At 65.3% G+C, this 14,302-nt stretch carries 14 protein-coding genes and 1 tRNA gene; 13 read left to right on the top strand and 2 right to left on the bottom strand.

Annotation, left to right across the window (positions count from 1 at the left end; genetic code table 11):
* The first annotated feature begins 137 nt into the window (after positions 1-137).
* The 7 genes from EET03_RS19500 (at position 138) to tcmP (ending at position 4,938) form a co-directional block, all read left to right on the top strand.
* Entirely contained in the window at positions 138-368 is a 231-nt protein-coding gene (locus EET03_RS19500) for a hypothetical protein (RefSeq protein WP_075541125.1), read from the top strand.
* Positions 368-994, top strand: coding sequence for a hypothetical protein (locus EET03_RS19495; RefSeq protein WP_075541124.1), 627 nt, complete (start codon positions 368-370; stop codon positions 992-994). Before EET03_RS19500 ends, EET03_RS19495 begins: the two co-directional genes overlap by 1 nt.
* Before the next feature lie 31 nt (positions 995-1,025).
* Positions 1,026-1,256, top strand: coding sequence for a hypothetical protein (locus EET03_RS19490; protein WP_075541123.1), 231 nt, complete (start codon positions 1,026-1,028; stop codon positions 1,254-1,256).
* 39 nt (positions 1,257-1,295) lie between these two features.
* Entirely contained in the window at positions 1,296-1,961 is a 666-nt protein-coding gene (locus tag EET03_RS19485) for a M50 family metallopeptidase (RefSeq protein ID WP_244232445.1), read from the top strand.
* An 86-nt stretch (positions 1,962-2,047) separates the two neighbouring features.
* Positions 2,048-2,305: a hypothetical protein gene (locus EET03_RS19480; RefSeq protein WP_099193675.1), complete on the top strand. Its 258-nt coding sequence runs from the start codon at positions 2,048-2,050 to the stop codon at positions 2,303-2,305.
* A gap of 2 nt (positions 2,306-2,307) precedes the next feature.
* Positions 2,308-3,810 (top strand): terminase large subunit domain-containing protein, encoded by a 1,503-nt coding sequence (locus EET03_RS19475; protein ID WP_075541126.1) that lies wholly within the window; start codon positions 2,308-2,310, stop codon positions 3,808-3,810.
* An 84-nt stretch (positions 3,811-3,894) separates the two neighbouring features.
* A complete protein-coding gene (tcmP, locus tag EET03_RS19470; RefSeq protein ID WP_082274437.1) occupies positions 3,895-4,938 on the top strand; it encodes a three-Cys-motif partner protein TcmP in 1,044 nt (347 codons plus the stop codon).
* Here the strand turns inward: tcmP and EET03_RS19465 are convergent.
* Entirely contained in the window at positions 4,935-5,681 is a 747-nt protein-coding gene (locus EET03_RS19465) for a DUF5131 family protein (protein ID WP_075541121.1), read from the bottom strand. The two genes, tcmP and EET03_RS19465, sit on opposite strands and share 4 nt — an antisense overlap.
* A gap of 225 nt (positions 5,682-5,906) precedes the next feature.
* Here EET03_RS19465 and EET03_RS19460 point away from each other — a divergent pair, with 225 nt between their 5' ends.
* On the top strand, positions 5,907-7,337 hold the full coding sequence (locus EET03_RS19460) for an ATP-binding protein (protein WP_075541120.1): 1,431 nt from the start codon (positions 5,907-5,909) through the stop codon (positions 7,335-7,337).
* 55 nt (positions 7,338-7,392) lie between these two features.
* On the opposite strand, the gene EET03_RS19455 is transcribed toward EET03_RS19460, so the two are convergent.
* Positions 7,393-7,468 (bottom strand) — tRNA-Arg (locus EET03_RS19455).
* Between the two features lie 124 nt (positions 7,469-7,592).
* On the opposite strand from EET03_RS19455, the gene argS reads away from it, so the two are divergent.
* From argS to thrB, 5 genes are all read left to right on the top strand, one after another.
* Positions 7,593-9,245, top strand: coding sequence for an arginine--tRNA ligase (gene argS / locus EET03_RS19450; protein WP_063471764.1), 1,653 nt, complete (start codon positions 7,593-7,595; stop codon positions 9,243-9,245).
* A 68-nt stretch (positions 9,246-9,313) separates the two neighbouring features.
* The gene (gene lysA, locus EET03_RS19445; protein WP_244232446.1) at positions 9,314-10,648 is read left to right on the top strand and encodes a diaminopimelate decarboxylase; all 1,335 of its coding nucleotides are present in this window, start codon (positions 9,314-9,316) and stop codon (positions 10,646-10,648) included.
* 3 nt (positions 10,649-10,651) lie between these two features.
* Positions 10,652-11,977, top strand: a complete 1,326-nt coding sequence (locus EET03_RS19440; RefSeq protein ID WP_075541119.1) for a homoserine dehydrogenase — start codon at positions 10,652-10,654, stop codon at positions 11,975-11,977.
* Positions 11,974-13,056 (top strand): threonine synthase, encoded by a 1,083-nt coding sequence (gene thrC / locus EET03_RS19435; RefSeq protein WP_075541118.1) that lies wholly within the window; start codon positions 11,974-11,976, stop codon positions 13,054-13,056. Before EET03_RS19440 ends, thrC begins: the two co-directional genes overlap by 4 nt.
* A 157-nt stretch (positions 13,057-13,213) precedes the next feature.
* Positions 13,214-14,161, top strand: a complete 948-nt coding sequence (gene thrB / locus EET03_RS19425) for a homoserine kinase (protein ID WP_075541117.1) — start codon at positions 13,214-13,216, stop codon at positions 14,159-14,161.
* The last annotated feature ends 141 nt before the right edge of the window (positions 14,162-14,302 follow it).

Below are 14,302 nucleotides of genomic sequence, written 5' to 3'. Positions count from 1 at the left end.
GCCGACTCTGCTCATGCGATATCTTCTTCACCACAAAGGCCTTTCCCGCTGGGCTGCGTTGAAGTCGCAAACCCAGCCAGGGTAAGGCCTTTGCCCTATCCTCCCCAGCCGACACGCTTACTCAGGGACTAGGTCGCATGACAACACTGCACCCTCGCACCCGCAGCATGGAGTCCTGGCGTGGACGCAAGGCCGTGCTCGCCAGCCGGGGTGAGGTCGACGGTCCCCGCGTCGCCGAATGCGACGCGGCATTGAGCTTCTGGCGTCGCCGGACCTTTCTTGTCCGTGACACGGGGCTTACCCCCGAACGAGCCGACGAACTTCTGGACCTGATCGACGCCGACACCGCTGCGGCGGTGGCCCAGTGATGCCGCGCCGGGACTCGCAAGCTGAGCTTCGCCGCCGTCGCCGTGCGCATCTGCCAACCGTCAACACCGGGAAGTTCTCGCTGTCCCGTGAGATCGCCGACGTCGCCGGGCCGCTGGCTGCGCGAATTGCGGACAGTCTCAAGCCGTTGCGGGTCCGCCGTCACATCAACGCCTTCGCCGACGCGGCCCATGAGGCGGCGGGCACCGTCACCGGCTGGTTGGCCGAGGCCGATGCTCGCCGTCTCACCGAGCATCTGGCCGATGACGAGGGCAAGCGCCGGTACGCGGTGACGACGTTGATCGACCTCGCTCCGCGCCCGGCCCTGCCGGAGATCACTGACGAGATGATCGCTGACGGTTCGTGGGCTGCGGCGTTGACCGAGATGGTTGAGCCGATCGACGGCGCGCTGAGTGACCTGCTGGCGAGGGCCTTCCCGCCCGGCGCGCCCGCGCTGCGCGGCCAGCCGTCACGCTCCGACCGGCTCGACGGTCTGCTGCGCCAGACCGTCGACCGGGCCGCGTTGTCGCTTGAGCGGGCTCTCGACACCTTGAACAAGCACACCATCATCCCGACCGCTAAGGCCGATCCTCGCGCCGAACTGGCGGCGCTTGGCGTCGAAGTCTGACACCAATCCACCAGAGAGGACACAAGTTTCGATGACCAACTATCGCGGCCCGCGTTGCCGGTCCTGCAACGGACCGTGCTGGCAGTGGAAGGGCAGCGTCTGGGGCTACACCTGCGCAGCGTGCATCGCCAAGCACCAGAACGCTGCTGCGGCGCGTGCCGACGCCCGCGACCGCAAGGCCCGCGATCGACTGCTCTCGAAGCGGTTCAACAACAACGACTTTGGTGCGGTCTCCAAGGTGGGCGTCGGGGCGGTGATCTGAGCTATGTGCCGATCGCCCCGACGTCCCGCCGATAGGGAGATGGCTGCGGAGCCGCGCTATGTGCCGCGCAGCGATGAAGTGATCACCGACCCGAAAGGACACCCGATGACCCAGACCAAGGCCCGGCGAGCCCTCACACGCGCCGATCTGACCTACCGCGAGCGGCGGCACCTCGCCGCCTGCGTCCATGAAGCAGGACACGCCGTGGCCTGTGCGATGCTCGGCGGCGAAATTCACTCGGCTGTCGTGTCCGACGGTCGCATCTTCGGCCTGCAGGGGTCGACCACGTTCACTCAGCTGCCGGAAACCATCGACGCCCGAGTGACGTATGCGGGCGTGTTCGCGGAGGCGCGGTGGGAGTACGGGCCGCGCCCGACGACGGCCCAGCTGCAGCACCTGCGCTGGACGAACGGGCGCGACGACGCCCGGCTGTGCGCGGCGGGTGTGCGCGAAATGTACGGCAACCCCTCGGCGGAGGCGCGCAGTGCGGTGCCGCCTCTGCTCGATCGTGCCTGGCCTGCGGTCGTGCGGGTCGCGCAACAGCTGTTCACCAGCGGCGAAGCGACCCACGTCGATGTGCTGGCGGCGCTGGGCGTCACCGATGGCGGCGGGCCGGGCAGCAGCCAGATCGCCAGCATCAAGGCCGGGATGCGGTCGGTGCCACCGATCGCCGCATCGGCCGACGCGAAGCAGGCGTCAGCCTGACTCATCCGGTCGCTGCTGAGCCTCGGCAGCGGCGACCGGACTGCTACACCAACAACACCAACGACACCAACACCGAGGAGTCCACCGTGATCACGATCGAGCGCCGTCCCGGCAGCCGGAGCATCGACTACTTGCCCGACTACTGTCCGCGCTGCAACCCGCTCGGCGATCAGGCCGACCGCCGGGTTCGGCTGGCCTCCCTGACGGAGCCGACTTCGATCACCTGGCCGGGTGGTCGGCGGCTGATCTGCGCCTACCGCTGCGTCGGCTGCGGCCACCAGTGGGTGCGCAGGGACCTGTGGGACGCCGCCAGCGCAGGCTTTGACCAGAAGGGTGCTGCGTGACCATCGACGGGATCACTACGCTGACCGCTGCGCGGGTGCTGCAGGCCGGTCGAGGCCGGCAAAAGCCCACCAGCCCTGCCGACCTGGCGAAGATGCTGGACCCGAAATTCGTCATCACACCCGCGATCCGGCTCCTGTCGGACATCGCCGTGCAGGCCGTGGACCAGCCCGATCAACGCGACGTCGTGACCACCAGCCCGCGCACCGGCAAGTCCCGCCTGCTCGCGATCTGGACATCGGTGTGGGCGCTGTCGCGTGACCCCGATATCGAAGTCGTCATCGTGTCGTATTCCGACGAACTGGCCCAGGCGCATAGCCGCGAGGCGCGGCGCATCATCGCCGAGCACTCCCACGTGCTGGGTTTCCGGCTCAGTCAGGACGCTCGCGCAGTCGGTCGCTGGCGCGTCGAGGGCCACGCGGGTGGGCTTCTGGCGACCGGCATCAACTCCGGCGTCACGGGTTTCGGTGCCGACCTGTTGGTCATTGACGACCCGGTGAAGGACGCACAAGAGGCCGATAGCGCCGCCCATCGCCGCCGGGTCGAGAGCGAATACCGCAGCACCCTGGCTCCGCGCGTGCACCCCGGCGGGTCGACGCTGTTGGTGATGACGAGGTGGCACCCTGCTGATCTGGCGGGGGTCCTGCTCGACGCGGAGCCGGACGTGTGGACCCACACCAACGTCCCGGCGGTCGCCGAAACGGGCATCCCCGATGCGCTGGGCCGTGCGCCGGGCGTGGCGATGACGTCGGCGCTGGGCTTCACTGCTGACCACTACGCCGCTGCTCGGCGCACCTCCGGCGAACGGGCCTGGTACGCGCTGTACGAAGGCGTGCCCGCCGCGCCCGAAGGTGGCCTCGTCAAACGGGAGTGGCTCGAACAGTGGCGGCTGCCCGCAGCCCCGACCGGCCCGGTCAAGACGGTCATCGGCGTCGACCCGGCTGACTCCGGCTCCGGTGACGCCTGCGGCATCGTGGCGGCGAGCCTCACGGCTGAGGGTGTGGTGGCCGTGATCGCGGACGTGTCCGCACCAATGACGAGTGATCAATGGGCCAGAGCCGCTGTCGATCTGGCGGTGGACGTTGGTGCCTCGGAGATCGCCGTGGAAGGCTTCGCGGCCCGCGAGACCTACCGCCGCGTCGTAACCGACGCTCTGCGCCGGGCCAAGCTGCACCGCCCGATCAACGTCACCACCTGGCCGCCCAAGGGCAGCGGGCGCGGAGGCGGCGACGCGCTGGCCCGGTCGGCGGCGCTGCTGCAGGGCTTGGAGACCGGCACCGCCCGCATCGCGGGTCACTTGCCCGATCTCGAACAGGCGGCGATCACCTGGCAGGCCGGGCAGCACCAGCCCGACAGCCTCGCTGCGACCGTCGTGGCCCACGACGTGCTGGTCCACTCGATCGGTCAGCGGTGGGGCTTCGCTTCACCGCTCGACACCGAGAGACGGATGCGCGAGGGCACGATCACGTCGATGCCGGAGTACCTTCGCCGCCGCATCCCTGGTTAGCGGCGCGTCAGACCCATCGAACGTCTGTCCGATGTGCTGTCATGGATTCCCTGGGCCTCGACGGTGAGCGCCCAATGAGTTGTCGTGGGAGGGGCTGCGGTGGCCGCTCGCGGGTGGGGACCGTGGACGCAGATCAAGCTGGATGCGCTTGAGGACTACCTCAGCGCGTTCACGAAGGCGTCGCAGCGCGCGAAAGGCACTGTCTACCTTGACCTGTTCGCGGGTGCGTTCTCGAACACCGACCGGCTGACCGGCGCACCGATCATGGGCTCGCCGTATCGCGCGCTGAGCGTCACGCCGCCCTTCAGCAAGGTCTATGGCTTCGAGTTGCAGGAGCGGACCGCCAAGCAGCTGGAAGCGAAGTTGCGGGCCGAGTTCCCCGAGCGCGACATCGCCATCACGCCCGGTGACTGCAACCTCACCGCGCCAGCGGTGCTCAACGGCATGGAGGCCTACTGGCGCAAGAAGCCGACGTTCGCGATGATCGACCAATTCATGGCCGAGGTGCACTGGGACACCATCCGCGCCCTCGCCGGTCATCGGCTGCGCTCCGCGCCGGGTCGACCCGACCTCAAGACGGAGTTGTGGCTGTACTTCGGCGACTCGTTCATCCCGCGCGGCCTCGGATCGAAGAAACCCGGCGAGGCCGAAGCGATCGCCGCTCGGGTCGACCGCATGTACGGGAACGCCAACTGGCGCTTCATCAAGCAGGCCCGCGACGACGACGTGATCACCGGCAGGACGCTCAAGGCCGAACTGGTCAACCTGATGCGATGGCAACTCGAACAGGGACTCGGCTACGCCGTCACGGTCCCGCTGGAATTCATCAACGAGCGCGGCGGAGGCCTCTACACCGTCATCTTCGCGACCGACCACCCCGTCGGCGAGAAGATCATGCGGCACGTCTTCAAGGCGTCGACCGGCGCGCTCGACAGGATGGTTCGACTGCGGAAAGCGCGCGACTTGCTGGCTCGCGAGGACAAGCGCGGCGCGGCCACCGGCCAGTCAGGTTTGTTCGATCTGACGCCGGATGAGGCGATCGGCAAGGCCGATCCAACGGCCGAGATCGAGTTACTGGGTCCGCCCCAGGTGCCGGAGTTCTACGGCTACGACGAGTTCGGCCACTAGATCAACGATGTGGTCGGCATGTCGTCCCAGCGCCGACCGTCAAGCTCGCGACCGAGTGCTTTCGGCGTCCGGCCTCCCCACTGTTTGAAGAAGAACGCGACCCCTGCGTCCTGACACCCGTCGCGAATCTCGCGCACCCAGTCGGCGTCGATATAGCGGTGGCTGGGTCCAGATTCGCCACCGGCGATGACCCAGTGGATGCCGTCGAGGTTCAAGCCGGACAACGGCCCAAGCAGCGGCTCGCAGGACAGGAATCTGACGGCGGCGGGCACGTCACGAAGGTGGTCGACCCGCTGCAGCGTGGCGGCGTTCTCGACGGAAACGCCCATCCATAGATTGCTCGGCCAGTCCAGCTTCTCAGCCACACGGCGCAGACGCAGGCTCCGTTTCGTGAGCACCTGGTAGGTGTGTTGCGGGGTGTCTCGACAGACATCAAAGACATCGCGGATGAAGTCGAGCGGCACCCGAGCGTGAAACAGGTCGCTCATCGAGTTGACGAAGACGACGCGCGGTGCGCGCCACCGCGTGGGTTCGTCTAGGGCTTCGGGATGGACGGTGATGTCGAAGCCTGGGCCTGACGTTCTCGGGTCGCCGTCGTTCTGGTACTTCGCCGACCCCATCGCCTTCAGCCGTTTGGCGAGCGTCATCGCGTAGCAGTGGTCGCAGCCAGCGGAAACCCGATCGCAGCCCGTGACGGGGTTCCAGGTCGCCTCGGTCCACTCGATCGCCGATCGGTCTGCCATCAGGTCACACTAGCCTCACTAGTAACTCGAACAGTTGTTCGACACAGTACGTGCTCGCAGCCTAGACACAGGTCATGACACGCCCCGTGGCCCGCGCCGTTCGGCGTGATCGTCGCCTACTGCTTCGCTTTTTGACGTTTGTCCGTGGCGGAACTCGACCGAGACACCGTATGCGCAGGAGTGCCGTTACGGCAGTGTCTGATCTCATTCCTAGACTGCAGAGTCATGGCGATCAATACCATCGCGGTGTCCGATGAGGACGTGGAAAAGGCCCTCCGAATCGAAGAAGGTCATTTCGTCGATCTCAAAGCCATCGCCGTAGCACCTGGCAAGCTGACACGCAGTCTGTGGGCCTTCGCGAACGCGGATGGCGGCGAGTTGTTCGTTGGCATCGCTGAGGGCGCTTCAGGGCAACCGCACCGGTGGGAAGGCTTCGCCGACACCGAGGACGCGAATGGGCACGTCCAAGGTTTTGAGAGCGTGTTCCCGCTGGGCGGCGACCACCGGTACGAATTTCTGAAGTCGGATAGCCAGCCAGGCCTGGTCCTTCACATCGAAATCGACAAATCCGCGTCGATCAAGAAATCCAGCGACGGCAAGATATACAAGCGGCGCGGTGCCCAGAACATCCCGGTCGTTACCGATGAAGATATCCGCAACCTCGAACGAACGAAGGGCATCAGCTCATTCGAGAGTGAAACGGTTCAGTATCCAATTGAGTACCTGACCAACTCCGAAGCCATCATCACCTTTCTCATCGAACTCGTCCCGACGGCCGATCCTGAAAATTGGCTGCGTAAACAATTGTTGATACGCAGCGATTTACCCACTGTTGCCGCAATCCTGCTGTTCTCCGACGAACCGCAGGCCGCCTTACCGAAGCGGAGTGGCATCAAGGTCTATCGGTATAAGACCACGCAACGCGAGGGAACTAGGGATACGCTCGCGTTTGATCCGATCACCGTCGAAGGATGCCTGTACCGTCAAATCTACGACGCCGTCGATAAGGTCATCGAAATCGTCGAGCAGTCTAAGGCCGTCAAAGCCGAGGGAATGGCGACCATCAGCTACCCCAAAGAGACGATTCATGAAATATTGACTAACGCTGTCATCCATCGCGATTATGGTATCGCTGACGATATTCATATCAGGATTTTCGATAACCGTGTCGAGATTGAAAGTCCAGGGCGCTTGCCAGCCCACATCACACCCGCCAATATCCTCGATGAACGCTATTCGAGGAATGGCGCGGTCGTCCGCTACATAAACAAGTTTCCCGACGCCCCGAATAAGGATGTGGGCGAAGGCCTGAACACCGCATTCACCGCGATGCGCGCATTGAGATTGAAGAACCCAGAAATAACGGAACGCGAAAACTCGGTACTGGTCACCATACGGCATGAGCGACTCGGCTCACCTGAGTCGATTTGCCTGGAATACCTGAGTGACCACGACAGCATCGCGAACGCAAAACTGCGTGAACTGACCGGAATAAGGTCGGAGAACACCGCGAAAGAGGTGTTCAAGCGGCTGATGACCATGAACGCCATCGAGCGTATCCCCGAACTCCGCGGCAACAAGGCTGCTTACCGGCGAGGGCCAGACTTCGCGGCCCAACTCGCGGCCACCAAAGATAGGTCACCCTCCGCGCCGTAGGCGGCGCGCCCTATAGCCCGGATATAGCCCGGTGTAGTCAAAAATACCGTTGAACTGGTGCCCCCGGCAGGATTCGAACCTGCGGCCTTCTGCTCCGGAGGCAGACGCTCTATCCCCTGAGCTACGGGGGCGCACCGACACCATATTGCGCCATTGGGCATGAACAAGCTCCGCCAGATTAGCGCATTGCGGCGACTGGGCCGCCACCGCTATGGGTTCGAGCCCCGAGCAGCCCAGACCATAGGATGGACGTTCGTGACCCCCGCCCACCTGGCTGAGCTGCTCAAAGCCACCGCTGCCGCGGTGCTGGCCGAGCATGGCCTCGACACGTCTGCCTTGCCCCAGACGGTCCTCGTGGAGCGGCCACGCAATCCCGAACACGGCGACTACGCCAGCAACCTGGCGTTACAGCTCGCCAAGAAGGTGGGTGCCAACCCGCGCGAACTGGCCGGATGGCTCGCCGAGGCGCTGACGACGGCCGACGGTATCGCCGCCGCGGAGGTAGCCGGACCGGGATTCATCAACATGCGTCTCGAGACCTCGGCGCAGGCCCAGATCGTCAACAGCGTCATCGACGCCGGCGACCATTTCGGGCACTCCGATCTCTTGGCCGGGCAGAAAATCAACCTGGAGTTCGTCTCGGCCAACCCGACCGGGCCGATTCACATCGGCGGCACCCGCTGGGCTGCCGTCGGCGACGCGTTGGGCCGGCTGCTGACGACGCAGGGCGCCGACGTGGTGCGCGAATACTATTTCAACGACCACGGCGCCCAGATCGATCGATTCGCCAACTCTTTGATTGCCGCCGCCAAGGGTGAACCCGTCCCGGCCGACGGCTACGCGGGCAGCTACATCACCGACATTGCCGCGCAGGTCATGCAGAAGGTGCCCGACGCGCTGAGCCTGCCCGAACCGGAGATGCGGGAAACCTTCCGCGAGATCGGCGTCGACCTGATGTTTGCCCATATCAAAGAGTCGTTGCACGAGTTCGGCACCGACTTCGACGTCTACACCCACGAAGACTCGATGCACACCAGCGGCCGGGTCGACCAGGCCATCGCGAGGCTTCGCGAAAGTGGCAACGTCTACCAGAAGGACGGCGCAACATGGTTGCGCACCAGCGCTTTTGGTGACGACAAGGACCGTGTGGTGATCAAGAGCGACGGCAAGCCGGCTTATATCGCCGGCGATCTCGCCTACTACCTGGACAAGCGGCAACGCGGTTTCGACTTGTGCATCTACATGCTCGGTGCCGACCATCACGGTTACATCGCCCGGCTCAAGGCGGCAGCGGCCGCATTCGGTGAGGATCCGGCGACCGTCGAGGTGCTCATCGGCCAACTGGTCAACCTGGTGCGCGACGGCCAGCCGGTCCGGATGAGCAAGCGCGCGGGCACCGTCATCACCCTCGACGACCTGGTCGACGCGCTCGGCGTGGATGCCGCGCGCTACAGCCTGATCCGCTCGTCGGTGGACACCGCCATCGACATCGACCTGGCGCTGTGGTCCTCCGCATCGAACGAAAACCCGGTTTACTACGTGCAATACGCGCATGCCCGGCTGTCAGCCCTGGCGCGCAACGCCGCCGAGCTGGGCCTGATTCCCGACACCTCGCACCTGGAGCTGCTCAGCCACGACAAAGAGGGCAAGCTGCTGAGGACCATCGGCGAGTTCCCGCGGGTGCTCGAGACTGCGGCGACCCTGCGTGAACTCCATCGAGTGTGCCGCTACCTGGAAGACCTGGCCGGTGACTATCACCGCTTCTACGACTCCTGCCGGGTGTTGCCCCAAGGCGACGAGCAGCCCACCGATTTGCACAGGGCGCGCCTGGCGCTGTGCCAGGCCACTCGTCAGGTCATCGCCAACGGGCTGGCAATACTCGGAGTCAGCGCCCCGGAGCGAATGTGACCGCCCATTCCGCCGGCGCTCGCCATGCCGAAGACAACCGACCAACGCGCCCGCAGTCGGCGCAGGAGCTGCTGCGACTCGCCCCGAATGTGTGGCCGCGCAGTACGGTTCGCGACCAATCGGGCGTAGCCTGCATTGCCGGGGTACCGCTGACCGAGCTGGCTCAGGAGTACGGGACTCCGCTGTTCGTCATCGACGAGGACGACTTCCGCTCCCGCTGCCAAGAGATTGCCGCGGCATTCGGCGGCGGGCGCAACGTGAACTACGCCGCCAAGGCCTTCCTGTGCAGTGAGATCGCGCGCTGGGTTGACGAGGAAGGCCTCTCGCTCGATGTGGCGACCGGCGGGGAGCTGGCCGTCGCACTGCACGCGGATTTTCCTCCGGAACGAATCACCCTGCACGGCAACAACAAGTCTGTCGCGGAGTTGACCGCTGCGGTCAAAGCCGGTGTGGGCCATATTGTTTTGGATTCGATGATTGAAATCGAGCGACTGGATGCCATCGCGGCGCAGGCGGGCATCATTCAGGATGTCCTGGTGCGGGTCACCGTCGGCGTCGAAGCGCATACCCACGAGTTCATCTCCACCGCACACGAAGACCAGAAGTTCGGCCTGTCGGTGGCCAGCGGAGCTGCGATGGCAGCGGTTCGGCGGGTTTTCGCCGCCGACCACCTGCGACTGGTCGGTCTGCACAGCCACATCGGTTCGCAGATCTTCGATGTCGCCGGCTTCGAAATCGCGGCACACCGCGTCATCGGTCTGCTGCGCGAGATCGTCGGCGAATTCGGCGCTGAGAAGACGGCGCAGCTGTCGACCGTCGACCTCGGCGGCGGTCTGGGCATCTCCTATGTGCCCTCTGACGATCCGCCGCCGATCAGTGATTTGGCGGCCAAGCTGAGCGCCATCTTGAGCAACGAATCCGCGGCGGTGGGCCTACCCATGCCGAGGCTGGTGGTCGAGCCCGGACGTGCCATCGCCGGACCGGGCACCATCACCCTGTACGAGGTCGGCACCGTCAAGGATGTCGACGTGAGCGCCACGGCAAACCGGCGCTACGTCAGCGTCGACGGCGGCATGAGCGACAACATCCGCACAGCGCTTTACGACGCGGAGTACGACGCCCGCCTGGTATCGAGAATCAGCGACGCGCCGGCCGTGGCGGCTCGCCTCGTCGGAAAGCATTGTGAGAGCGGCGATATCATCGTCCGCGACACCTGGATGCCCGACGATGTAGGTCCCGGCGACTTGGTCGCGGTCGCCGCGACCGGCGCCTACTGCTATTCGTTGTCGAGCCGCTACAACCTGATCGGCCGTCCCGCTGTGGTAGCCGTGCGACAGGGAAAGGCGCGTCTGGTACTGCGTCGGGAGACGGTCGACGATTTGCTGAGTCTGGAGGTGAGGTGACCTGTGCCGGGTGATGAAAAGCCGGTCGGCGTAGCGGTTCTCGGGCTGGGCAATGTCGGCAGCGAAGTGGTCCGCATCATTGAGGAGAGCGCTGACGATCTCGCTGCTCGAGTGGGCGCCCCCCTGGTATTGCGCGGTGTCGGCGTCCGTCGGGTGGCGCCCGACCGCGGAGTGCCGGTCGAGTTGCTGACCGACAACATCGAAGAACTCGTCTCGCGCGAGGACGTCGACATCGTCGTCGAAGTGATGGGTCCGGTGGAACCGTCTCGCAAGGCGATCCTGACCGCACTCGAGCACGGGAAATCCATCGTCACCGCGAACAAGGCCCTGTTATCCACGTCCACCGGTGAACTGGCCCAAGCCGCCGAAAGCGCGCATGTCGACCTCTATTTCGAGGCGGCCGTCGCCGGAGCCATCCCGGTGATTCGCCCGCTGACGCAGTCGCTGGCCGGTGACACGGTGCTGCGGGTGGCCGGCATCGTCAACGGCACCACCAACTACATCCTCTCGGCAATGGACAGCACCGGCGCCGACTACGAGAGCGCCCTGGCCGACGCGAGCGCCCTGGGCTACGCCGAAGCCGACCCCACGGCCGACGTCGAAGGCTACGACGCCGCGGCCAAAGCCGCGATCCTGGCATCCATCGCGTTCCACACCCGGGTGCACGCCGATGACGTCTATCGCGAAGGCATCACCAAGGTCACCCCGGCCGACTTCGAGACCGCCCACGCCCTCGGCTGCACCATCAAGCTGCTGTCCATCTGCGAGCGGATCACGGATGATGACGGGCAACAACGGGTTTCGGCGCGCGTTTATCCGGCGCTGGTACCGCTGACGCATCCGCTCGCCGCCGTCAACGGCGCATTCAACGCCGTGGTGGTCGAAGCCGAGGCCGCGGGTCGGCTGATGTTCTACGGCCAGGGCGCCGGCGGTGCGCCCACCGCATCGGCGGTGACCGGCGACCTGGTGATGGCGGCGCGCAACCGGGTGCTCGGCAGCCGTGGGCCACGCGAATCTAAGTATGCCCAACTGCCTATTGCACCAATGGGTTTGATCTCAACGCGTTATTACGTCAGCATGAACGTCGCCGACAAGCCAGGTGTATTGTCCTCGGTAGCAGCGGAATTCGCTAAGCACGACGTGAGCATCGCCGAGGTTCGCCAAGAAGGCGTGGCGGACGAAGGCGGCAAACGGGTGGGTGCCCGAATCGTGGTCGTCACCCACCTGGCTACCGATGCCGCGCTTTCGGAAACTGTTGCAGCGCTGGCTGATTTGGATGTCGTACAGGATGTGACGAGCGTGCTGCGACTGGAAGGAACCGGCCTGTGACCACCCCGCGAACTGCCACCCACCAGCCCTGGCCGGGTGTGATCGCTGCCTATCGCGACCGGTTGCCGGTAGGCGACGACTGGTCCCCGGTCACCCTTCTCGAGGGCGGTACCCCGCTGATACCGGCGACCAGGCTCTCCGAACAGACCGGTTGCACAATTCATCTCAAGGTCGAGGGACTCAACCCCACCGGCTCTTTCAAGGACCGGGGCATGACGATGGCGGTCACCGATGCGCTGGCGCGGGGTCAGCAGGCCGTGTTGTGCGCGTCGACCGGAAATACCTCGGCGTCGGCGGCGGCCTATGCGGCCCGCGCCGGCATCACCTGTGCGGTGCTGATACCGCAGGGCAAGATCGCGATGGGCAAGTTGGCTCAGGCGGTTATGCACGGCGCCAAGATCATTCAGATCGACGGTAACTTCGACGACTGCCTGGAGCTGGCCCGTAAGATGGCCGCCGATTTCCCGACGATCTCGTTGGTCAACTCGGTCAACCCGGTCCGCATCGAGGGCCAGAAAACGGCGGCTTTCGAGGTCGTTGACGCGCTGGGCGCCCCGCCCGACGTGCACGCGCTTCCGGTCGGCAATGCCGGCAACATCACCGCGTACTGGAAGGGCTACAGCGAGTACCACCGCGAGGGAGTGATCGACAAGCTGCCCCGCATGCTCGGCACTCAGGCGGCCGGCGCAGCGCCGCTGGTACTCGGCAAGCCGGTGAGCCACCCGGAGACCATCGCCACCGCGATCCGCATTGGGGCTCCGGCCTCGTGGACGCAAGCCGTCGAGGCGCAACAGCAATCGAACGGGCGCTTTCTGGCAGCTACCGATGAGGAGATCTTGGCCGCATATCACTTGGTCGCCCGCGCCGAAGGTGTCTTCGTGGAGCCCGCGTCGGCAGCCAGCGTCGCCGGTTTGCTCAAAGCCGTTGACGACGGTTGGGTGGCCCGCGGGTCGACGGTGGTGTGCACGGTGACCGGCAACGGTTTGAAGGACCCCGATACGGCGCTCAAGGACATGCCGGCGGTGTCTCCGCTGCCGGTTGACCCGGTCGCCGTGGTCGAGCAGCTGGGCCTGGCCTAATGGCGATCGCAAGCGCGGCGGAGCCGGGCGCGGCGGGTCGCCATCGATCAAACCCCGTGGCGATCGCAAGCGCGGCGAAGCCGGGCGCTGGGGGCACGCCCCCACAAGTGGGAGGTGCCCCCAACCGCTTGCGGGGGACGGGCCCGTCGAAGGCCTGTTGGTGACCCAGGCACTGCCTGCCGGGCTGGCGGCGAGTGCCGTCGTGGCGGCATCCAGCGCCAACCTCGGCCCGGGATTCGACAGTATCGGTCTGGCATTGAGCCTCTATGACCAGATCGAGGTCGAAACAACGGATTCCGGCTTGACGGTGATGGTTGAGGGGGAAGGTGCCGATCAGGTACCACTGGGTCCCGAGCACCTGGTCGTGCGCGCTATCCGGCACGGGTTGCGGGCCGTTGGCGTCCCAGCCGGGGGCCTGGTGGTCCGCTGCCGTAACGCCATCCCGCACTCCCGTGGCCTGGGCTCTTCCGCCGCAGCTGTTGTCGGCGGCCTCGCAATTGTCAATGGCCTTGTGGCACAGGTTGATTCGAAGCCCTTAACCGAGACTCAACTGATCCAGCTTTCCTCGGAGTTCGAGGGGCATCCCGACAACGCTGCGGCCGCGGTGCTCGGAGGTGCGGTGGTCTCCTGGATCGACCGCACCGGTGATCGCCCCAACTACTCGGCCGTGCCGCTGCGCCTTCATCCCGATATCCATCTCTTCTCGGCGATTCCCGAGGAGCGGTCGTCGACCGCGGAGACTCGAGTGCTGCTTCCGGCTCAGGTCAGCCACGACGAGGCACGTTTCAATATCAGCCGCGTCGCGTTGCTGGTGGTCGCCCTGACCCAACGGCCCGATCTACTGATGCCGGCCACGGAAGATGTGCTCCACCAACCCCAACGTGCGCCGGCGATGCCGGCATCAGCGGAATATTTGCGGCTGCTGCGGCGTCATAATGTCGCAGCGACGATTTCTGGGGCTGGTCCAGCGCTCATCACCATGACGACGGAGCCGGAACTGCCCTCAGAAGCCGTGGAGTACGGCGCCGCACATGGATTCACCGTCACTGCGATGACTGCCGGAGACAGAGTTCGCTGGAGCCAGGGAGTCGCCACCATTGATTGATCCATAGCGCTTTGCCGAGGTGCCTCACATAAAAGTGAGCGCGAAGCGGTGGCTGGTGCCTCACGGATAGTGAGCGCGTGGGGGGCTTGCACTACTTCGTCTCGGCCAATCGGTTGATTGACGGATCTAATGCTTCCAGGT

The organism is Mycobacterium innocens, assembly GCF_900566055.1.
Taxonomy (GTDB): domain Bacteria; phylum Actinomycetota; class Actinomycetes; order Mycobacteriales; family Mycobacteriaceae; genus Mycobacterium; species Mycobacterium innocens.
Note: the sequence above shows the minus strand (reverse complement) of the source record. Positions and strands in the feature narration are given on the sequence as shown.